The organism is Sphingomonas daechungensis (genome assembly GCF_014489495.1).
GTDB lineage: Bacteria > Pseudomonadota > Alphaproteobacteria > Sphingomonadales > Sphingomonadaceae > Sphingomicrobium > Sphingomicrobium daechungense.
The window spans coordinates 2076341-2096824 of the sequence record NZ_CP060780.1 but is presented as its reverse complement, the minus strand read 5'-3'; the positions used below and the strand labels follow the sequence as shown (position 1 = coordinate 2096824).

Here is a 20484-nt window from a genome sequence, read left to right as displayed (position 1 = left end):
CTTCGTCATCGCGAGGAGTGCAGCGACGTGGCGATCCAGCTGGATTGCTTCGCTATGCTCGCAATGACAATTGCTAAGGCTGGTCACCCCAATAGCGCAGCAGGTTCGCCTGGATTAGCTGCATCCGGCTGAAATTCTCCGGCGCCATCTTCAGTCCTTCGAGCGCGGCAACCTCATTCAGCTCGAACAGCATGTGCCGCCGAAACGGGTCCTTCACGCGGCTCTGGATGAAGGTGATCGCAACAAGCCGTTCGCCCTTCGTCACTTCTTCGACTTCGTGCAGCGTATCCGAAGGATAGACGATCGCCTGGCCGGGATTGAGCTTGAAGCAGATGCTGGCGTCAGCCAGTCGCACGTGAAGCGATCCGCCCTCGTAATCGCCAGGGTCGTTCAAGAAGACCGTGCAGCTGAGGTCGCTGCGGACGGTGCCGTGTGGCAGCTTGAGGTAGGCGGCGTCGGCATGCGCGCCGTAGTGCATGCCCGGCTTGTACCGTGTCAGCAGGGGCGGAGCGATTTGCGCCGGGAAGGCGAACTCGTGGAACTCTTCGCTCCGTAGCAACGCATCGGCCACGATCTTTGCGCTGCGCTGGTATGCGCCTTGCTCGTGGAGCTGCTCGTTCTGCTTCGCCGTGTTGTGCGGGTTGCTGATCTTGCCGTGCACGAAGGTCGCCGAAGCCGCGATCTGGCGGCATTCCGCCACCTCTTGCGGTGTCAGGATATCCAGGACCCGATACATTCAGCTCTCCGCCTGCGCCCGGTCGAGGGCCTTTCGAAGCAATGGCGCTGTTTCGGACGCCGCGTCGAGCATGGCAAGCGCGCTGTCGATATCGGCGCGATGCGTTCGCCCGGCTTCAGCAAGCAGCTCTCGGCGCAGCTCAGGGCTGTACTCGTACTGCGTGGCCTTGGAATAGCGACGGGTCAGCGGTCCCGTAGCGATTTCCTCCAGTCGCTTCTTGCTGGCGTCGAAGCCGAAAAACTCGGCCATCCAGGTCAGCGAGCCCCGCATGTCCTCGAGCACTGTGTCGAAATCGGCCCACCGCACCTCAGCATTCGAGACGGTCTGCAGGGCAACCATTTCCGATGCCCAGGCCGCCGCGGCCAGGTCTGCTTCGTGTCGCGGCGGCGGTAGTTGGACCCCTCGGTTCGCGAGTCTGGCCATCCGCTGCTCCGCGCGGCCTGCGAGTTCCTTCCGCGAATTCTCGCCGGCGAGAATTCCCGGAATGAAGGACTTCGGAGTCGTGTAGAGAAACAGGGCCTTCCCGTTGTCCGGGATCAGCTCCGCCGCAATTTCGCTAACGAAGCTGGTCGCCTTGATGAGGGCTGCTCCATCCGGCGTGAACGAGCGCGAGAACAGTGCCTGGACCAGCGGGATGAAGCGGGCCCGGACCTCCGCCGGGAAGAACGTCAGGTCCCGAAGTGCCCGCGGCTCGCGGACGGACAGGACCCCCTCGATCTCGCCGAGCAGTCTGGCGATCAAGGTCGAGCCGACATGGCTGATGTGAAAGATCCAGCGGGCGTCTCGTCGCGGATTTGACGGCGCCGATCCGAGCACACTGGCCCACGGCACGAGATGCGTGATCCTCGGCCGCTGCTGAAACATGCGATCGTCGAGGAAACTGGCCTCACGGTAGTCGTCGGGCGTCATCTCGACGAGCCGGACAAGCCCTGCGCGCGGATCGACCGCCTGCGCGAGCCAGGTCGCGTCCTTCCAGATCTCTTGCGCGCTTGGCCCGCTGGACATGCCGCCCCTTAGCCGCGCAAATGTCGCTTCACCAAGGGAGGATCAAAGTGGCTGACGAAATGTCCGGCGGATGTGCTTGCGGGCGGGTTCGTTACACGGCGAAGATCGCCGACGACGAGGCGTACCTCTGCCACTGCCGAATGTGCCAACGCGCGACCGGCTCAATCTCCATCGCCTTCAAGAACGTGAAGCAGTCCGACGTCGCCTGGGAGCATGAGCCCGACTGGTACGACAGCTCCCCAATTGCGGAGCGCTCCTACTGCCGCGAATGCGGGACCTCGTTTGGCTTTCGTTTCAAGGAAGGCAGCGAGAACATGGACCTGACCGTCGCCAGCTTTGACGATCCCTCGCGGTTCAAGCCGATGCATCACTTCGGTGCCGAGAGTATTCATCGCGCCTGGCTGAACACCGAGGGACTCAAGGAGATGCGGACCGAGGATTATCAAAAGCTCGTCGACAAATGGGTCGACGCGACGGGCAGCTTCCCCGGCTAAGTGGTCGGGACGCAATAGTCCTTGGTCAGCGGCGGCGGAGCGTCTGCGCGCAACTGCAGCCGAGGCGTCAGTTCCGTCAGTTTCCGAACGTAAATGTCGGTGAAGACCGTCGCGCACTTGCGTCCGAGGTGGGAAAATTCCGGCAAGGGAAGGTCCTTTGCGCCGGGCAGATCGTCGATGTGGATGCCGGCGCTCTCCGTGTTGCGCAGGATGACGTCCCAACCCTTGGCCTTGGGGACCTGGGCTTCCTCGTTCACGCGCAGTTCTGGCGCCGAGGGGGACGAACGAAGATGACGTCGCCACCTCGGGTGCGAATCTTGTCCACGGCGGCCTTGGCCCTCGCATGACCCTTGGCGATGAGGTCCGGCGTGTAGGGGAAGGGGTCCTTGAAGCCTTTCCAGGCCCAGCGCGTCCTGGCGCGCCACGCCGGGTCATATTCCACCCGGTCCCACAGATATGTCGCCCGATGCTCACCGACTTCCTGCAGCTTCCAGATATCGTCCTTGGGGCCTTCGACGCCGGGCCGGAAGTCGTCGTCCAGCCGATGGGCGAGAACACTGAGGCGATAGTTGGAATCGAGGAAGGCGAGGTGACGCTGGAGCATGTGGTCGATCTCGTTCGACACGACCCGGTAGGGCGCCCTGAACTCATGCCATTTTTTGACGTAGCCGCCGTATCCGTCGAACGGCTGGAAGAACATCGTGTCGGCGAGCCCGACAATCAGGAGTCCGTTGAAATCCTTGTCGTCCGCCATGTCCTCGAGGAGGGTGAGCGCACTGGTCCCGTGGATCGCAAGCTGGATCGGCCGCACCCCGGTCAGCGCTTCGAAGCGGTCGAGATCGGTGTCGAACAGGATGCGGGAATCGCCGACGATCGCGACCGGCGCTCCGGCCGCTCTGATCTTCTCGTTGCTCCAGGAAATCTCGCTATTGTCGAGGTCGCCCGCGTGAAGGCCGATCCGTTCCCGCGCATTCACCTCGAGCGCGATCCCGCCGACGACCAACGCGGCCAGCACACCAAGCGCAATCCGTCCCCACGGCTGCGCCGGCACATCCCGCGTCGGAACCGGCTGAGCCTGGCCCGGCCGATCCGATGCGGTCAGCCTGAGGCCCGCCGGAAGCGCGCCTTCACGCTCGACGATGCCCTTCGGCGCGGAGCCGGGGTCAGAACTGGAAGTAGATGAAGGCACTGCCTTTCCCCTGTTCTGCAAGAACCGCGACCGCCATGATCGCCAGCAGTCCGCCGACGAGCCATGCGGGCGTTCGCTCCACCGCGATTTCCAGCGTCTTGTCGCGCATCCACCAATGCGTTCCGACAATCCCGCCGACGATCACGAGCGCATAGATCATCGGCAGCAGCGCGATCATCGGGATCGGATCCGCCGCCAGCCCCGCCATCGACTGCAGCATGGTCGAGGCGACGGTGAAGTCCTTGGCGCGGAAGAACACCCAGGTGATGTTGACCAGGACGTACGTCAGCAGGCCGAGGCCGACGAAGGCCAGCGGCCCCGGCGTCCAGCCTTTGAATCGCGCCCGCAGCCAGCGTTCAACCACCAGGTAGAGCCCATGGAGCCCACCCCAGACGACGAAGGTCCAGGCCGCTCCGTGCCATAGGCCGCCGAGCAGCATCGTCCCCATCAGCGCGGTATAGGTCCGCGCCGGGCCATGCCGGTTCCCTCCGAGCGGAATGTAGAGGTAGTCGCGAAGCCAGCTCGACAATGTGATGTGCCATCGCCGCCAGAAGTCCGAAAAGCCGACCGCCGCATACGGGAAGCGAAAGTTGTCGGGCATCGCGAAGCCCAGGCACATCGCAACGCCGATCGCGGTTGTCGAATAGCCCGCGAAGTCGCAGAAGATCTGCCCGCTGAACGCCAGCGTCGCGACCCAGGCGTCGAGCGCCATCGGAACGCCCGATGCGCGTCGTAAACCTTCTCCACGACGGGCGCGAGGAAGCCGTCCGCAAGCACCACCTTCTGGAACAGGCCGAGGGTGATCAGCGCCAGGCCGAAGTACAATTGATGCGCAGTCGCTCGGCGCGTGTTCGCGAACTGGGGCACCAGCTCGGTCGGCCGCATGATCGGACCCGCGACCAGGTGCGGGAAGAAGGTCACGAACAGCGCATAATCCAGGAAGTGCTGCGCCGGCTTCGCCCGCCGGAGGTAGACGTCCAACGTGTAGGACAGGGTCGCGAAGGTGTAGAAGCTGATCCCGACCGGCAGGATGATGTCCCACTTCGGCGGCTGGTAATCGATGCCGATCGACGCCGCGAGCATGACGAAATTCTCGAGCAGGAACTCGCCGTACTTGAAATAGCCGAGCATGCCGATGTTCACGACCACCGAGATGATCATCCACATCTTGCGCGTCCGCTCCTGCTTCGCGCGCACCATCCACTGGGCCGCCCACCAGTCGACGACGGTCGAAACCCACAGTAGGATCACGAACGGCGGGTTCCACGCGGCGTAGAACAGGTACGACGCGATCAGCAGGTTGATCTTCTTCTGGTGCCAGCTGAAAAACGGCGCGTTGTGCAGCGCGAGCACGAGCGCGAAGAAGACCAGGAAGGTCAGCGAATTGAATATCATTGCGGACGCCCTCGGCGTCCGCTGTTCCCCGTTCTCATGTACAGCTTCCCCGAATGCTGCACGCGCCGGCTAGCGAGACTCAGCTAGCGGGCGGGTCGGACGCTGGCACGGTGGCCCGCGGGTGGCAACGCTAAATATTCAGCGCCGAGTTAGTGGCAGCTTTCGACCCAAACCTGCCGCTAGTTCAGCTTGCCGCAGCATTCGACCGACTTTGGATAGTGGCTGGGAACTCCCGCTTACTGGCCTGTGGATAAGTTCAAGCTGAGACCTTCGAGTCGACTACTCACGGCAACGGCAGATGACTGCTAAGGCACGGCGGTTACCGCGATCGAGTCGATGCTTCGGAAAGTCGAAGCGCTCGTCATCGGCCCCGTCACGAGACTGCGGCCTGCGCCCCGGAGGGCGCCGGACCGACTGTACGTGTGCATCTCCTCACTTTGACGAGAAGGGCCCCACATGTTTGCACTGCATCCTCCGCTTGCCAGGCGTCATTTCCTTACCTCCACAGTGCTCGGCGCTGTCGGCGTCCTAATTCCAATGGGCGCAGCCGGCGCTCAGTCGATGCCTCCGCCGTCACCAACTCCTTCTCAGACCGTCACGCAGACGCCAGAGCCGACCTCATCGTCTGCGCCGATTGCCCGAAGCGCTTTCATTGGCGCGACGGCTGATCCGAGCGCCGACGCATCGATCCGACCTTTCAAATTCCACGCAACGGATGAGCAACTGGCGGACCTAAAGCGGCGGGTGAAATCCACGCGATGGCCCAGCCGAGAGCTTGTGCCAAATCCCACACAGGGCGTGCAGCTCGCGACGATGCAGAAGCTTGCCGATTATTGGGCGAACCAATACGACTGGAGAAAGATCGAAGCTCGGCTGAACGCGCTGCCGATGTTCGTGACCACAATTGACGGGCTGGACATTCACTTCATCCACGCCAAGTCAAAGAATCCAGGCGCGCTACCGATCATCGTCACCCACGGCTGGCCCGGATCGATCATTGAGCAATTGAAGATCATCGACCCGCTGGTGAACCCCACGGCTCACGGCGGAAAAGCCGAAGACTCCTTTGACGTCGTGATCCCGTCGCTTCCCGGCTACGGATTTTCCGGCAAGCCGACCGAGCTCGGATGGGAGCCAGTCCGCATTGCAAAGGCGTGGACCATGCTGATGCAGAGGCTCGGTTACGATCAGTTTGTCGCATCCGGCGGCGACTGGGGCGATCCGGTCACCGAACAACTTGCAGTGAATCATTCCGACCATGTTCGAGGTATTCATTTGAACATGCCGTCCGCGGTTCCCGAGGAGATTTTCGCGGCGGTGAACGGTGGGCCGGCCCCTTCAGGACTCTCGGCCGATGAGCAGAAGGCCCTGGAACAGCTGAAATTCTTTTTTGGGAAGGGCCTGGGCTACGCCAACGAGATGACGCTTCGACCGCAGACTCTCTATGCGCTTGAGGATTCGCCGATCGGCCTCGCCGCCTGGATTCTTGATCATGACGATGAGAGCCTGAAAATGATCTCGCGCGTGTTCGATGGGGTAAGCGAAGGGCTTAGTTGCGACGACGTTCTCGATAACATTACCCTCTATTGGCTGACCGAGACGGCGGTGTCTTCCGCGCGTCTGTACTGGGAGAACAAGCTTGCGTTCTTCAAGCCGCAGGGTGTGACCGTCCCGGTCGTCATCAGCTCCAACCCGACAGAACTTTACCAGGTGCCTGAGACATGGGCGAAGGCGGCCTTTCCGAACATGATCTATTACAAGCGCCACCCGAAAGGCGGCCACTTCATGGCCTGGGAACAACCGGAGTTTTGGACGGACGACGTTCGAAACGGCTTTAGATCTGTGCGCCACTGAACGATTGTGAGGGCGGTGCCGATCAAGTGCCGCCCATCCCTCGGGAGAAGACTATGTCACCCTTAATTGCGATTGCTGCGGTTGCAGCGATCCAGGGGCAAGCGCCTCCTGCGCGCCCTCCGGGCACTGAGCGTACCGACCTTCAGCGCCACGACCTCAGCATTCCCGGCTGGGAATCGCTTCAGGCTCGGGTCGATTTTGCTCCGGGCGCTTCCTTTCCAATGCACAGTCATCCAGGGGAAGAAATCATCTACGTCCTTAACGGCACCATCGAGTACGACGTCGAGGGCGAAGGAGCGTTTACAGTCAAGGCCGGCGACGTTCTGTTCGTGCCAGCTGGCGTGTTCCACTCGGCCAGGAATTCCAGCGAGGCGCCCGCGTCCGAATTGGCAACCTACGTGATTGAGAAGGGCAAACCGTTAGTCACGCTGAAAAGATAGGCGCGCGGACTGTCGATCCGGAACTGCGGCCGACCAATCGCCGCGTAGAGTCCTTTTCGGATGGCGTGTTTGCGATCGTCATCACCATCATGGTGCTGGAAGTCCACATCCCTGACAGACTTGCATTTGCAAGTGATTCCGTAACGCTCCAGCGGTTTGGCGCTGGCTACCTGACTTACGCGCTCAGTTTCTTCGTCATCGCCAATCTCTGGGTCAGCCACCATTACCTGATTTTTACGCTCAGCCGGCCAACCCGGACCACAATCTGGTTCAACAATCTCCTGCTGTTCTGCATCTCCTCGATCCCCTTAGCGACGAGATTTTTAGGGACGCATCCACTTTCGTCTGTAGCGGCGGCAGTTTACGGCTCGGTCGGCGCGGCAAGCACGGCGGCCTTCATGCTGCTTCGCTCGCACGCATCGCGGCGGAGCCACAACGCAGCGCACCGCGACATTCATCACCGCATCTTACGCAAGTCTGCTGCTTTTCTGGCGATTTACCTCGCCTCGATCCCTCTTGCGTTCGTAAACGTCTGGCTGGCGTGGATCTGCTTTGTGAGCGTTCCGCCCATGCTGGTCGTGCCGATCATCCGCGCACAAATCGTGACGAAGGGCTCGCCGGAAGACGAACATCACGACGTGGAGCATTCCTGTCCTTAAATTGGAGGCCAAGTTGGGTCAGCTTGATCGGAGAGAATTTCTCGGTGTGGCCGCAGCGACGCTGACTGCGAGTCAATTGGGTGCGGCCACTTCTGCGACGGTCCCAGCATTCGGGGCGATCAAGCAAATTGATGGCGGACTTTTGAACATTGGCTACGTCGAAGCTGGACCTGTACAGGGTATTCCAACTCTACTGCTTCATGGCTGGCCTTACGACATCCACGCCTTCGAGGAAGTCGTGCCCATCCTTGCCGCCGCTGGTCATCGCGTGATCGTCCCTTACCTTCGCGGATACGGTTCGACGCGCTTCCTGTCCGCCGACACGGTCCGCAATGGCCAGCCAGCCGCGCTGGCGATGGACGCGGTTGCTCTGTTGGATGCTTTGAAAATCGATAGGGCAGTCCTTGCGGGTTTCGACTGGGGTGCGCGAACGGCGGACATAGTGTCGGCGCTATGGCCCGAACGCGTCAGGGCTCTCGTGTCCGTCAGCGGCTACCTGATCGGCAACCAGCAGGCAGGAAAGCAACCGCTCCCGCCCGAAGCGGAATACCAGTGGTGGTACCAATTCTATTTCGCGACGGAGCGAGGGAAACTGGGCTACGAGAAGAATCGCATCGAGTTCAACAAACTGATCTGGCGTCTCGCCTCGCCGCAGTGGAAGTTCGACGACGCGACTTTTGCCCGCTCGGCGCTTTCCTTCGACAATCCGGACCATGTGGCCGTCGTGATCCACAATTACCGTTGGCGAATAGGCTTGGCGAAAGGGGATGCGCGGTACGACGATATCGAGGAACGACTTGCAGCGGGGCCCACGATCAGTGTTCCAACGATTACGATGGAAGGGGATGCCAATGGCGCTCCACACCCGCAGCCTGCTGCCTATCGCGCCAAGTTCACCGGCAATTATGAGCATAGGACCATCGGTGGCGGAATTGGGCACAATTTGCCGCAGGAAGCGCCGCGAGAGTTTGCCGAAGCAGTCTTGCAGGTTGCTTAGGGTCTCATCGAACGAACTACGCATTCTCGCCTATCCCTAGTGGCCGCTTTCGACCCATTGCGGACACTAGGCACATGCTGACCGCTGAGCCGTGAAGCAGCGACATAATGCCCTCAACGCTCAGACAAGCTAACGCATCGAGGACACAGCTCAGTCTCATCTGGCCGAATTTTGCGAATGGCAAATGTCGAAAGCGGGTACCCAGGGCACTCGGCGTGCCAGTGCCAAAAGGGCGTCTTGCGCTGACTGGCGATGCCGCGACGATACTCAATCATTCGGACCCCGGCGACCTATGATCTCCGGATCCTAACTAATGCTCAGATTAGCTAGAATGAGTAATATTACCTAGATGCCTTCTTCAGGTTTTGGACCGCCTCGAACCATTCCTGCCACTAGGGTTCACCCTAGTGTTTGGGACGGGAAGGAGGTTTAGGAAAGATGCATCGCTGAACTCGACCACTAAGCATTTCAGCGCCTGAGAGACATTGATTTGCGCTCCCGCTTTTCTGAAGGAGTGCACGTCGGCTCCCGGGACGAGTCCCCTAGCGAACGCCGTCAAGTTTAGCGCCAATGATGGCGTAGTGTCGGCGCATCTGCCAAATGCCATTGAACCCGTCGCGTTCGGCAACCAGTCCGAGAAGTCTGACGGCTCGGGCGCATCGCATAGGTGTAGATAACGTCAGCTTTCCAACCGTTTCCGCCGCTTGGGGGTTAGTGGCGGAGTTCGATCCATTCCTGCCACTAGGCTTCCGGTGGCAGCTTCCGACGCCATTGCAGCAGTGAGGATGAAAGGGTTCCGTCGAAGGTGCGCCCACGCAGCGGAAGTTGCTGCTGCTTGATCGAATTGACCAGCAGGACCAGCTACTGCTGCCAAACATATTCGCCATTTGCGCCGTGGGTCAAAGTCTCGTGGAATATGTTCAATTCCGACGCGCCGTCGGGTCTTACACGCTCAGAAATTAGCCGCTCGGTAAACGGCAAAGGCAAGCCCACGCGATAGTGGTAGTGATTGAATCCGACTTCAAAGGTATTGAAGACGGTGTCGGTTGAAACTGCGTTGGCGCAGGTACCTTGCATGTCGCCGGTCAAGAGTTGGCGGGCCAAGAGCTCCATTGCCGCGGTAAACCGCTTGGTTTGGGGCGTGTAAACATCCACACCCTGATTCCAGGCAATTTCAGCGGCGTGGAGGGCTGAGGCTAACCCAAACTGTGCATGATGGCCGTTGTCACGGCAGGTTTCTTGGGTCAGGCCATCGACCCACCGAACGGGATCGAACCAGACCGCCGGAGATATGCGATGATCGCCTGCGCCAGGCTCAAAATCGGATTGAAGAAAGATGTAGGCCTTGCTTCGAGCCTCAAGCCTTTGCAGACCAATTTTGAATGCGGAAACGTCGTCGTTGAAGACGGAGATTGTCATCAAAGCGTCGATCTGGGTCAGGTCGACATTGCCATTCCAGTGACTGGCCGTGAGCAGCTGCGGGTAGAATGCTCGCCGAAACATGGCCTGCAAGGCTGCTATATCGTCAGTGCTCCAGTCTGGAGACTCTCGCATGACTTCGGCTGCCTCGCCGAAAAGTGCGCCGATCCATCCAGCGTGCAATTTGTCCTGATCGGTCTTCCCGACGAATCCTCGTAAGTTCGCCCAAAGGTTGAGAATTGCGATAGCCCGTCGAGAATATTTGCGATTGCCCGTAAGGCGCCATGCGAGCGCATTGGCGTAAGCTTTCACGGCTTCTGCTTGCGAAGCCGCTGCCTGAGTTTGATCCTCCGCGTCGATGACGGTGAGAGCGAGGCCGGGCGCCTGAGCCTTCTGTTCAACCCTGTGGAGGATGCTTGCCCATGGCTCTTGGCCCTCGGCGATCCGTGCTCGCGCCCTGTCGAGCCCGGAAGCCGTGTTTAACGCGCCAGGGTGTAGAAATCCAGGATCGTCCTGCGCAAATACCGCTGAGGACACGGCTGAAGCGAAGAGTCCGAATGCAATCGACAGCACACCAAACCGTTTTCCTGCGTAAGGTCGTCTGGACGCTTTGCGCATACATTGATGGATCAAGGGCCAACGAGTCCTAAGATGTGCCTTGATCCGGTGACATTGAATCTAGGGTCTTACAATCCGCACTTTTGACATCACCAGCCTGCATCGCGACGGCAGCTATCCACCCATTCCGGCCGCCAGCCTGCAGATAGAGGCGTCCGGGCACGCCAACGGACCAAGTCCATTCTCCGCCGCAACTCGCATCCGTTGCAAAGTAGGAATGCGCCTGACATGTCGCGTCATCGATGAAAAATCGCTCCGCCGAAATCGCCGTTTGCAGCTTCGTTAGTGCGAACATTGGGACCATTCGCGGATGACGGGGGCTGTAATCCGCCGGTGGTCGGCTTCCGATGGCGTCGACCTGGCCTACCATGAACTGGGCGAGGGCAGGCCGGTCATCCTGCTCCACGGACTCTTTTCCGACGCGAAAATGAACTGGATTCGCTTCGGCCACGCCGACCGCATCGCCGAACAGGGTTTCCGCGTGATCATGCCGGATCTCCGCGCTCACGGGGCCAGCGGCCGTCCGCATGGTCCGGAATTTTATCCGAAGGGCATTCTGGCCCGCGATCTGCGCGAAATGATCGCCCATCTCGGTCTCGCCGACTTCGACCTCGGCGGTTTTTCGCTGGGTTCACGGACAACCGTCGAGGGCATTGGCGAAGGCTTGAAGCCTCGGCGCGCGATCCTCGGCGGTGCCGGCCTCGAAGGCTTGCGGAACTGGGAGCGTCGGAAGACCTTCTTCGTCGAAGCCATCCGACTGTTCGATACCGTGCAGCGCGGCGACCCGCACTGGCTGTCCATCCAGTTCATGAAGAGCCAGGGTGTCGACCGCATCGCCGCGGCCCAGCTCCTCGAAAGCTTCGAGGACACCTTCATGGACTGGCTTGAAGCCTTCACCATGCCGACGCTGGTCGTCTGCGGCAGCGAGGATGATGATAACGGTTCGGCCGAAGAGCTTGCGAACGTTCTTCCGAATGCCGTGTTTCGGGAAGTGCCCGGAACGCACATGAGCTCGGTTACCAAGCCCGAGTTCGGCATTGCCATCGCGGAATTTCTTTCCGCCGTTTGAAGATCATGCGCCACGGCTTGACGAAAGGGGGTGGCAAGTTCCAGTCGGGCCGCCTCGGGAGTCTGCCGAGCTTGGGGAGAGTCGATTCCATGAAATTTGCAGCATCTGTTTCGCTTGCGGCGATCGCGCTTGCAGGTTGCGCCGCCAACACGTCTTCCGCAGCGCCGGTCGCCGAAGTTCCGGCGAGTGCCGCCGCGCCGGCCGCGGACGCGCTTCCGTATCCGCTGACGCCTGATGGGGCCGCGCAGTTCATCGCTGCGGCCGAAAAGGACATGTTCGACTTCAGCGTCATCGGGGCCGCGCCGCCTGGGTGAATGCGACCTACATCAACGACGATACCGATGCGCTGAACGCCTATTTCGGAACCATTGGGACCGAGAAAGGCGTCAAATATGCGACCCTCGCCGCCCAATATGCGCGGGTTCCCGGGCTCGATCCTGACGTCGCGCGCAAGCTGAACATTCTTCGCGGTGCTCTCGTCCTTGCTGCGCCGCAAACATCGGGCTCGGCCGCCGAGCTCAACGAGATCACGACCCGCCTGCAGTCGGCCTACGGCAAGGGCCGCGCGACGCACAACGGCAAGGTCATCACCGGCGACGACGCTGAAGCGCTGATGGGCGAGCTTCGCAATCCGAACGAGACCAAGGAAATCTGGCAGAGCTGGCACGAGAATGTCGGCCGGCCGATGCGCCAGGACTATACGCGCATGGTCGAGATCGCGAACGCAGGTGCCAAGGAACTCGGCTATGCCGATACCGGGGCCATGTGGCGGTCGCAGTACGACATGTCGCCTGAGGAGTTCTCGGCGATGTACGATCGACTGTGGGCGGAGACGAAGCCGCTGTACCAGGCGCTCCACTGCTACACGCGGTCCAAGCTCAATCATAAGTACGGCAATGCCGTGCAGCCAGCGACCGGCCCGATCCGCGCCGACCTTCTCGGCAACATGTGGGCACAGGAGTGGGGCAATATCTACGACGTCGTCGCGCCGAAGGGCTCGGGCGATATCGGATACGACCTTGAAGCGTTGCTGAAGGCGAAGAAGTACGACCCGGTGAAGATGGTGAAGGCCGGTGAGGGCTTCTACACCTCGCTCGGCTTCGCGCCGCTTCCAGCGAGCTTCTGGACCCGGTCGCAGATCACCCGGCCGCAGGATCGCGAGGTCATCTGTCACGCTTCGGCCTGGGACCTCGACAACAAGGACGACCTGCGCATCAAGATGTGCACCAAGGTCAATGCCGACGACTTCGTGACCATCCATCACGAGCTTGGGCACAACTTCTATCAGCGGGCCTACAACCAGCAGCCCTATTTCTATCTCAATGGCGCCAACGACGGCTTCCATGAAGCGATCGGCGACTTCATCGCTCTGTCGGTGACGCCGGAATATCTGGTGCAGATCGGCCTTCTCGACCGCAGCAAGGTTCCGGATGCCAGCAAGGACACCGGCCTGCTGCTCCGTCAGGCGATGGACAAGGTCGCCTTCCTTCCGTTTGGCCTGCTGGTCGACAAGTGGCGGTGGGGTGTGTTCAACGGCTCGATCACGCCGGCGAACTATAACCAGGCCTGGGTCGACCTGAAGCGCGAGTATCAGGGCATCACGCCGCCGGTTGGTCGTTCGGAAGCGGACTTCGATCCTGGCGCCAAGTTCCACATCCCGGGAAACACGCCTTACGCTCGCTACTTCCTGGCGCGAGTCCTTCAGTTCCAGTTCTACAAGGCCGCCTGCGACATGTCCGGCTGGCAGGGCCCGCTTCACCGCTGCAGCTTCTATGGCAACAAGGAAGTCGGTCAGCGGCTGAACCAGATGCTGGCGATGGGTGCATCGAAGCCCTGGCCGGATGCGCTCCAGGCCTTCACCGGCAGCCGCGAGATGTCGGCCAAGCCGATGCTCGAATATTTTGCGCCGCTTCAAACTTGGCTCGAAGAGCAGAACCGCGGGAAGCAGTGCGGTTGGTAGATTGAAAAAGGGGCGCCTCGCGGCGCCCCTTCATTGTTCGGTGGTCTTGAAGTCAGGCCGTCGTACCGGATCCCGATCCGGTGTGAGCGCCGAGCGAACCATTGCCGCCGCCGGTCTCACTCATGCCGCTCTTGCTGCGGGTGGCCGTTGGCCGCGACCCAGTGGAGCGCGAAGTGCGCGCCGAGCTGCTGCCGGTCGCCGCGCCGGAGGGTGAGCTGTCAGCGCCGGCGGTGTCGAACTCGTCGCTATCGCTGCCCGAGGAGCGCATGTTCTCGGTCCAGTCGCTGATCTGGCTGCTGAGGTTGCTCATCTGCTCGCTAAGCGCGTTGCGCTTCGACCAGAGGAACACCCCTGCACCGACCGAGGCTGCCGCGACTGCAGCGGCGGCGATCGGCCGGTCCTTGACCGTGTTCAGCCAGTCGCTGCTGTACTGGTTGCGGCCCGACGGATTGTTATTCCGGCCGCGGTTGTTGCTTCTTGCCATGTTGGAATCTCCTCCAGGTTTCGTTGTGTTTTCAACGCGCTGGACCGAGGCAAGTTTCAGTCCAGCGGTGAGGAGATGCGGATAAGCGACGGACGCCGCGCCTAAAGTTGTTCGAGCAGCGTCTCGGCGCTCGAGGCGCGATACTCGCCCGGCGCTTCGACGTTCAGCTGTTCGACGACGCCGTCGTTGATCAGCATCGAATAGCGCTGGCTGCGCTTGCCCATGCCGAACTTGCTGGCATCGAACGAAAGTCCGAGCGCATCGGAGAATGCGCCATTGCCGTCAGCGAGCATGGTGATGTCGCTGGAGCCATCAGCCTTGTTCCAGGCCGACATGACGAACGGGTCATTGACCGAGAGGCAGGCGATCTCATCGACGCCCTTGCCTTTGATGTCTCCGGCCTTCTCGACGTAGGACGGCAGATGGCGCGCGGAGCAGGTCGGCGTGAAGGCGCCCGGCACGGCAAACAGGGCCACGCGGCGGCCGGCGAAGAACTCGCCGCTGGTGGTTTGCTCGGGCCGTTGTCGGTCGCCACGGTCAGCGGAACGTCCGGCAGCTTGTCGCCAACATTGATCGTCATGCGAAATCTCCTTGGAGGGAATACGGCTGATGCCCCTACAGCCGCGATGGGTGTCTTCTCAAGACTTGCCGCGTCAACTCTCGCGGCTCATTACCGATCCATGGACGAGCCGCGTTTCCTGTCGGGCAAATTGCTGCTGGCAATGCCCGGAATGGCCGACCCACGCTTTGAGCGTGCCGTGGTCGCGCTTTGCGTGCACGATGAGAACGGCGCGGTTGGCGTCGGGATCGGCCAGAAGCGCGCCGGCATGCGCTTTCGGTCCTTGCTGGAACAGCTTGAAATCGACCCCCGCGATGCCCCGGATTGCGCGGTCCACCACGGCGGCCCGGTCGAGCCGGGCCGGGGCTTCGTCCTCCATTCGACCGACTGGGGCGGACAGGACTCTCTCCAGGTCAACGGACCTGACGGGGCAGTGTTCGGCATGACCGGCACGATCGACGTCCTGAAGGCGATCGCTGAGGGCAAGGCCCCTCGCAGTGGATTGTCGCTCTCGGCTATGCTGGCTGGGGCGAGGGCCAGCTCGACGAGGAGATGACGCGGCACGGCTGGTACGCCGCGCCAGCCACGCCGAAGCTGATCTTCGACACGCCGACCGACGAGCGCTGGGTCGCCGCGTTCAAATCCGACGGGATCGACATTCGCCTGCTCGCCAACGAGACCGGCGCCGCGTGAGTTGTCTCGTTTGGACATATAAAGAATTCTTTATATTTGCCTTGAGACGCGTGTCCGGCTAGGGGCGGCGCGACGCGCACCTTGCGCACCAGCATTCACAATTGGAGATTTTTGACGTGGCGACCCAGGCTGAAACGCGTTTCACCGATTATGTCGTGAAGGACCTCGGCCTTGCCGATTTCGGTCGCAAGGAAATCGAGATCGCTGAAACGGAAATGCCGGGCCTGATGGCGCTGCGCGATGAATATGGCGCTTCGAAGCCGCTGAAGGGCGCACGCATCACCGGCTCGCTGCACATGACGATCCAGACCGCGGTCCTGATCGAGACGCTGGCCGACCTCGGCGCCGAGATCCGCTGGGCCTCGTGCAACATCTTCTCGACGCAGGATCACGCTGCGGCCGCGATCGCTGCGCGCAACATCCCGGTGTTCGCGATCAAGGGCGAAACGCTCGAGGAATATTGGGACTACGTCACCCGCATCTTCGACTGGGGTCAGGACACGACTTGCAACATGATCCTCGACGACGGTGGCGACGCCACGATGTTCGCGCTTTGGGGCGCGCGTGTTGAGGCCGGCGAGGCTTTGTTCACGCCGTCGAACGAGGAAGAGGAAATCTTCGCTGCGACGCTGAAAAAGTTCCTGGCCGAGCGTCCGGGCTATCTCACCAAGACCGTCCAGGCGATCAAGGGCGTATCGGAAGAAACCACCACGGGTGTTCACCGCCTTTACGAGCTCGCCAAGACCGGCAAGCTCCCGTTCCCGGCGATCAACGTCAACGACAGCGTCACCAAGTCGAAGTTCGACAACCTCTACGGCTGTAAGGAGTCGCTGGTCGACGCCATCCGCCGCGGCACAGACGTCATGCTCGCCGGTAAGATCGCCTGCGTTGCCGGCTTCGGCGACGTCGGCAAGGGCTCGGCGGCTTCGCTCCGCAACGGCGGCGCTCGCGTCATCGTGACCGAAGTCGACCCGATCTGCGCGCTGCAGGCGGCGATGGAAGGCTATGAAGTCGTGACGATGGAAGAGGCCGCCCCGCGCGCCGACATCTTCGTCACCGCGACCGGCAACATGGACGTCATCACGCTCGACCATATGCGGGCGATGAAGAACATGGCGATCGTGTCGAACATCGGCCACTTCGACAGCGAGATCCAGATCGGCGCGCTGTCGAACATGAAGTGGACCGAGATCAAGCCGCAGGTCGACGAAGTGGAATTCCCGGATGGCAAGAAGATCATCGTCCTGTCGAAGGGCCGCCTGGTGAACCTCGGCAACGCGACGGGCCACCCGAGCTTCGTGATGTCCTCATCCTTCACCAACCAGGTGCTCGCGCAGATCGAGCTCTGGACGAAGAGCGACCAGTACAAGAACGACGTCTATGTCCTTCCGAAGCACCTCGACGAGAAGGTTGCCCGCCTTCACCTCGGCAAGCTCGGCGTTCATCTGACCGAGCTCAATGAGAAGCAGGCCGCCTACATCGGCGTGCCGCAACAGGGTCCGTTCAAGCCGGATCATTACCGCTACTAAGCGGCTCTGGAATAACAGCGAGGGGCGTTTCCAGCGATGGAAGCGCCCCTTTTGTTTGCCGACGGGGCCGCTTTGGCTAAAGTCCGGCAAGAGGATCATGACTGAATGCGCTTGAAGCGGCCCTTCCTGAAACTGCCCATCCGGTTCGATGCGGAAGCCATTGCTGCAGAGGTCCGTGCCTTGCCGCCCTCCGCCTGGACGCCGCATCCGACGGGCTTTGTCGGCAATGAGGCCGTTCGCCTGGTCACGCCCATCGGCGAAGACAGCGACGCAATCGACGGCCCGATGGGTCCGACAACACATCTCCAGCATTGTGACTACGTTCGCCAAATTATGGCGGAGATTGGCGGTGTCTGGGGCCGCAGCCGCTTTATGGGCCTGGCGGCGGGGAGCGAGGTCCCACCACACATCGACATCCATTACTATTGGCGCACGCATTGGCGGATTCACATCCCGGTGATCACGAATCCGGGCGTCGAGTTCACCTGCGGTGACGAGACCGTCCACATGAAAGCCGGCGAATGCTGGGTTTTCGACAGTTTCCTCAAGCATGACGTCCAGAACCGTGGCGATGCCCAGCGCATTCACCTGGTGTTGGACACGGTCGGCGGCGGTCCTTTTGCCGACCTGCTCGAGGCTGCGGCGTCGGGTCCGCAAACGGAGCGATTCCTCCGGCCCGGAGAGCGCAGCGGAGATGGTCTTGTCTTCGAACGCCTGAATTCGCCCAAGGTCATGTCGCCGTGGGAAATGCGCTGCCACCTTGCTTTCACGCGAGAACAGGCGGGGAGCGATCCACGGACGATCAGGATATTGGATCGGGTCGAGAAATTCATCGATGCCTGGGCTGCGGTTTGGGCGAGGTTCGGCAGCGACGACGCCGGCCGTGGCGAATATGAGCGAGTCCTGGAACAGGCACGGAGAGATATCCTCGCTCTCGGCATCTCGGAGCTGGAGATGCCGAACGAAGTGCCGCTGCCGCGGATGCTCGACCAGTTAATCTTTGTCATGGCGCTCGCCGAGCCTGGAGGCCGCGTTGCCAAGGCGGAGGCGGAATTGGGGAGCCGCTCAGGCAGGCGGAACCCGCTGCGGCATCGAACAGCTTTATGGACATGGGCGTTGGCGTCGTCGTTTCAGGATCGGCACATTCGGAGCAACGCCTGCAGCCGCCACCGTCGAACTCATACCGAGCGCGCTTCGATCGTCCGGTCATCGTGGTCAGCACGCCGCGCTCGGGCTCGACACTGCTTTACGAAACGTTGGAGCAGGCACCTGGCCTGTATTCGATCGGCGACGAAAGCCATCGTTTGATCGAGACGGTGCCGGGATTGGCGCCACAGCACCGTGGGTGGTCGTCGAATCGCCTGACCGCCATCGATGCGACTGCCGATCGGGCCGAGCACCTCGCCGAAGGCTTTTATCGCCAGCTTCGGGACCGTGACGGCAATGCTCCCGCCGGACGCGCGCGCATGTTGGAGAAGACCCCAAGAACGCACTTCGGATTCCATTCTTCGACGCGCTCTGGCCGGACTCCGAGTTCGTCTATCTGTACCGGGACGTGCGGGAGACGCTCTACAGCATGCTGGAGGCGTGGCAGTCAGGCGGCTTTCGGATGTATCCGGGCCTACCTGGCTGGCAGGGGCGACCTGGTCCCTGTTGTTGGTTCCCGGCTGGCGGCGTTTGAACGGCATGCCCTTGCCGGAGATCGTCGCTCACCAATGGGCAATCACAACCGAGACCATGCTCGACGATCTCGAACAGATCCCCGATCAGCGAGTGCACGTCGTCGACTATGGGTCCTTCCTGGCCTCGCCGCAGGCTGAGATGGAGTCTCTCGCGCCGGCCCTCGGGCTCGGCTGGGATCGCCAGCTTGGTCCATCGCTTCCGCTTTCCAAGGTGACGGTTTCCGCGCCTGAGAAGGACAAGTGGCGGAGGATCGAACCGACGATCAACACGATCTGGCCGATCGTGGAAAAGGCGGATGCCAGGGCACGCGAATTCGTCGCGCGCCGCCGGGCCGCGACCCGCGCCGCGGCCTAGCGCGGGCAATTTGGCGTTCCGAAGGTCGCGGGCTAGAGGCGCGGCAACCACCTCGCGCTCACGGAGAATGCGCCGATCATGACGGATCAAGTTTCGCCGCCGGTTCACGCCGGAGCCTCTCAGACGCCAGGCGTTCCGCCCGAAGGAGTGCCGCAGGAGACCAAGATCGGTGCGTCGCGTGGGCTTGCGGCATGGCTGACGCGGCATAAGACCAGCTTCGCATTCACCTCGTACCAGAGCGGGCGGTTGCTTCTGACCGGGACCATGCCGGACGGGACCATTTCCGTGAATCAGCAGCATTTCGGCCGGGCGATGGGCGTGTGCTGGGATCGGGATGGCCTCTGGCTCGCCACCCGCGCTCACCTGTGGAGGCTGGAGAACATCCTCAAAGCGGGTGAAATTGCGGAGGGGCGCTTCGATGTCTCGCTCATGGCCCGGACGATGTACGTCACGGGCGATATCGACGTTCATGAGCTTTCCGTCGACCAGACTGGCAATCCCGTGTTCGTAAACACGGCATATTCGTGCCTGGCCAAGCTGGACCCCATCCACAGCTTCAAGCCGATCTGGAAGCCGCCGTTCATTTCCGAGCTCGCGCACGAGGACCGTTGCCACATGAACGGTCTCGGCATGCTGGCTGGCAAGCCGAAGTATGTGACGACCGTCAGCCAGACGGACGTCGCCGATGGCTGGCACGGACGTCCACTCCCGAAGGGTGTCTTGATCGACGTGGAGGACGATCGGATCGTGAGTGACCGGTTGTTGATGCCGCATTCGCCTCGCTTGGCCGACGATGGGCGGGTCTATGCCGTGGATAGCGGGCGCGGGTATGTCGTCGAGGTCAATCCGCAGACGGGGAACTGCGTGATATTGCATTTTGCCCCGGGTTCCTCCGCGGCATGGCATTGCTTGGCCAGTACGCTTTGGTGACGGTTTCGAAGCCGCGATACGGAACGTTTCAGGACATCCCGATCGGCGACGAGCTGGCTCGACGAAACCTGACCCCGATCTGTGCCGTCATGGTCGTGGATCTGGACGCGGGAGAAATCGTCGAGTGGCTCCGGCTGGAAGGCGAGGTTCAAGAGCTATTCGCGATCGAACTGATGCCGAACATCAAATGCCCGATGGTGGTGGGACCTAGCACTCCAGAGTTTTTGACGACGGTGACGTTCGATCCGGAGATATCCTCGCTCAACGCATGATCGAGGGAGCGGGCGAGGACTGTCCGGTGCTTCCAACCTGAGCACCAAGTCATGTTGCATTAATGCTACAATCGCTCGCGGATTTTCGCGGAGCGTCGCTCTTTGCTTTCTTTTCACAGAGGGTTTCGTAAGTCGTCCGCAGGGG

The 20484-nt window shown here is 61.4% G+C and carries 17 protein-coding genes and 5 pseudogenes; 14 read left to right on the top strand and 8 right to left on the bottom strand.

The window, feature by feature from the left end; all coding sequences use genetic code 11:
* Positions 1–73 precede the first annotated feature (73 nt).
* On the bottom strand, positions 74–736 hold the full coding sequence (locus tag H9L15_RS11195) for a Fe2+-dependent dioxygenase (protein WP_187714131.1): 663 nt from the start codon (positions 734–736) through the stop codon (positions 74–76).
* The gene (locus H9L15_RS11190; RefSeq protein ID WP_187714130.1) at positions 737–1741 is read right to left on the bottom strand and encodes a hypothetical protein; all 1005 of its coding nucleotides are present in this window, start codon (positions 1739–1741) and stop codon (positions 737–739) included.
* A 47-nt stretch (positions 1742–1788) separates the two neighbouring features.
* Here H9L15_RS11190 and H9L15_RS11185 point away from each other — a divergent pair, with 47 nt between their 5' ends.
* Complete coding sequence (locus H9L15_RS11185) at positions 1789–2235, top strand: GFA family protein (protein ID WP_187714129.1); 447 nt, start codon at positions 1789–1791, stop codon at positions 2233–2235.
* Here H9L15_RS11185 and H9L15_RS11180 read toward each other — a convergent pair.
* From H9L15_RS11180 to H9L15_RS17720, 3 genes are read right to left on the bottom strand one after another with little or no spacing between them, the layout of a single operon-like run.
* Positions 2232–2492: a hypothetical protein gene (locus H9L15_RS11180; RefSeq protein ID WP_187714128.1), complete on the bottom strand. Its 261-nt coding sequence runs from the start codon at positions 2490–2492 to the stop codon at positions 2232–2234. The genes H9L15_RS11185 and H9L15_RS11180 overlap by 4 nt on opposite strands.
* Positions 2489–3424: a hypothetical protein gene (locus H9L15_RS11175; RefSeq protein ID WP_187714127.1), complete on the bottom strand. Its 936-nt coding sequence runs from the start codon at positions 3422–3424 to the stop codon at positions 2489–2491. Before H9L15_RS11175 ends, H9L15_RS11180 begins: the two co-directional genes overlap by 4 nt.
* Positions 3399–4136 carry an MBOAT family O-acyltransferase gene (locus tag H9L15_RS17720; RefSeq protein WP_223276179.1) on the bottom strand — a complete coding sequence of 246 codons (738 nt, stop codon included), beginning with the start codon at positions 4134–4136 and terminating at the stop codon, positions 3399–3401. The genes H9L15_RS11175 and H9L15_RS17720 overlap by 26 nt, the downstream gene beginning before the upstream one ends.
* An 11-nt stretch (positions 4137–4147) precedes the next feature.
* On the opposite strand from H9L15_RS17720, the gene H9L15_RS17715 reads away from it, so the two are divergent.
* The 5 genes from H9L15_RS17715 to H9L15_RS11150 all read left to right on the top strand — a co-directional run bounded on the left by H9L15_RS17715 (position 4148) and on the right by H9L15_RS11150 (position 8769).
* The gene (locus H9L15_RS17715) at positions 4148–4669 is read left to right on the top strand and encodes a hypothetical protein (RefSeq protein WP_223276178.1); all 522 of its coding nucleotides are present in this window, start codon (positions 4148–4150) and stop codon (positions 4667–4669) included.
* Between the two features lie 606 nt (positions 4670–5275).
* Positions 5276–6673, top strand: coding sequence for an epoxide hydrolase family protein (locus H9L15_RS11165; RefSeq protein ID WP_398286114.1), 1398 nt, complete (start codon positions 5276–5278; stop codon positions 6671–6673).
* A gap of 53 nt (positions 6674–6726) precedes the next feature.
* The gene (locus H9L15_RS11160) at positions 6727–7113 is read left to right on the top strand and encodes a cupin domain-containing protein (protein ID WP_187714126.1); all 387 of its coding nucleotides are present in this window, start codon (positions 6727–6729) and stop codon (positions 7111–7113) included.
* A 65-nt stretch (positions 7114–7178) separates the two neighbouring features.
* Positions 7179–7772 (top strand): TMEM175 family protein, encoded by a 594-nt coding sequence (locus H9L15_RS11155; protein WP_187714125.1) that lies wholly within the window; start codon positions 7179–7181, stop codon positions 7770–7772.
* A 142-nt stretch (positions 7773–7914) separates the two neighbouring features.
* The gene (locus H9L15_RS11150; RefSeq protein ID WP_317617504.1) at positions 7915–8769 is read left to right on the top strand and encodes an alpha/beta fold hydrolase; all 855 of its coding nucleotides are present in this window, start codon (positions 7915–7917) and stop codon (positions 8767–8769) included.
* A gap of 861 nt (positions 8770–9630) precedes the next feature.
* Here the strand turns inward: H9L15_RS11150 and H9L15_RS11145 are convergent.
* The gene (locus H9L15_RS11145) at positions 9631–10806 is read right to left on the bottom strand and encodes an alginate lyase family protein (RefSeq protein WP_223276176.1); all 1176 of its coding nucleotides are present in this window, start codon (positions 10804–10806) and stop codon (positions 9631–9633) included.
* Between the two features lie 310 nt (positions 10807–11116).
* Here H9L15_RS11145 and H9L15_RS11140 point away from each other — a divergent pair, with 310 nt between their 5' ends.
* Both H9L15_RS11140 and H9L15_RS11135 read left to right on the top strand, forming a co-directional pair.
* A complete protein-coding gene (locus tag H9L15_RS11140) occupies positions 11117–11875 on the top strand; it encodes an alpha/beta fold hydrolase (protein ID WP_187714122.1) in 759 nt (252 codons plus the stop codon).
* 89 nt (positions 11876–11964) lie between these two features.
* Positions 11965–13835: pseudogene (locus tag H9L15_RS11135) on the top strand (M2 family metallopeptidase).
* 52 nt (positions 13836–13887) lie between these two features.
* Here H9L15_RS11135 and H9L15_RS11130 read toward each other — a convergent pair.
* Together H9L15_RS11130 and H9L15_RS11125 are read right to left on the bottom strand one after the other, a co-directional pair.
* Positions 13888–14319: a hypothetical protein gene (locus H9L15_RS11130; RefSeq protein WP_187714121.1), complete on the bottom strand. Its 432-nt coding sequence runs from the start codon at positions 14317–14319 to the stop codon at positions 13888–13890.
* A 101-nt stretch (positions 14320–14420) separates the two neighbouring features.
* Positions 14421–14899, bottom strand: a pseudogene (locus H9L15_RS11125) (redoxin family protein).
* Between the two features lie 100 nt (positions 14900–14999).
* Between H9L15_RS11125 and H9L15_RS11120 the strand changes: the two are divergent.
* The 6 genes and pseudogenes from H9L15_RS11120 (at position 15000) to H9L15_RS11095 (ending at position 20339) form a co-directional block, all read left to right on the top strand.
* Positions 15000–15571: pseudogene (locus H9L15_RS11120) on the top strand (YqgE/AlgH family protein).
* A 116-nt stretch (positions 15572–15687) separates the two neighbouring features.
* On the top strand, positions 15688–17100 hold the full coding sequence (gene ahcY, locus H9L15_RS11115; protein WP_187714120.1) for an adenosylhomocysteinase: 1413 nt from the start codon (positions 15688–15690) through the stop codon (positions 17098–17100).
* Between the two features lie 105 nt (positions 17101–17205).
* The gene (locus tag H9L15_RS11110; RefSeq protein ID WP_187714119.1) at positions 17206–18408 is read left to right on the top strand and encodes an aspartyl/asparaginyl beta-hydroxylase domain-containing protein; all 1203 of its coding nucleotides are present in this window, start codon (positions 17206–17208) and stop codon (positions 18406–18408) included.
* Positions 18312–18527, top strand: a pseudogene (locus H9L15_RS20405) (hypothetical protein); the annotation flags it as partial. The gene H9L15_RS11110 and the pseudogene H9L15_RS20405, both read left to right, overlap by 97 nt.
* A 160-nt stretch (positions 18528–18687) precedes the next feature.
* The gene (locus H9L15_RS17705) at positions 18688–19137 is read left to right on the top strand and encodes a sulfotransferase (protein ID WP_223276726.1); all 450 of its coding nucleotides are present in this window, start codon (positions 18688–18690) and stop codon (positions 19135–19137) included.
* Positions 19138–19215: 78 nt separating this feature from the next.
* Positions 19216–20339: pseudogene (locus H9L15_RS11095) on the top strand (TIGR03032 family protein).
* The last annotated feature ends 145 nt before the right edge of the window (positions 20340–20484 follow it).

Coding starts and splice junctions, on each gene's coding strand:
- H9L15_RS11190 (WP_187714130.1), bottom strand. CDS start 1,741: ATGTCCAGCGGGCCAAGCGCGCAAGAGATCTGGAAGGACGCGACCTGG.
- H9L15_RS11110 (WP_187714119.1), top strand. CDS start 17,206: ATGCGCTTGAAGCGGCCCTTCCTGAAACTGCCCATCCGGTTCGATGCG.
- H9L15_RS11130 (WP_187714121.1), bottom strand. CDS start 14,319: ATGGCAAGAAGCAACAACCGCGGCCGGAATAACAATCCGTCGGGCCGC.
- H9L15_RS17715 (WP_223276178.1), top strand. CDS start 4,148: ATGCGCGTCGTAAACCTTCTCCACGACGGGCGCGAGGAAGCCGTCCGC.
- H9L15_RS11195 (WP_187714131.1), bottom strand. CDS start 736: ATGTATCGGGTCCTGGATATCCTGACACCGCAAGAGGTGGCGGAATGC.
- H9L15_RS11145 (WP_223276176.1), bottom strand. CDS start 10,806: ATGCGCAAAGCGTCCAGACGACCTTACGCAGGAAAACGGTTTGGTGTG.
- H9L15_RS17720 (WP_223276179.1), bottom strand. CDS start 4,136: ATGGCGCTCGACGCCTGGGTCGCGACGCTGGCGTTCAGCGGGCAGATC.
- H9L15_RS11160 (WP_187714126.1), top strand. CDS start 6,727: ATGTCACCCTTAATTGCGATTGCTGCGGTTGCAGCGATCCAGGGGCAA.
- H9L15_RS11140 (WP_187714122.1), top strand. CDS start 11,117: ATGACGGGGGCTGTAATCCGCCGGTGGTCGGCTTCCGATGGCGTCGAC.
- H9L15_RS11165 (WP_398286114.1), top strand. CDS start 5,276: ATGTTTGCACTGCATCCTCCGCTTGCCAGGCGTCATTTCCTTACCTCC.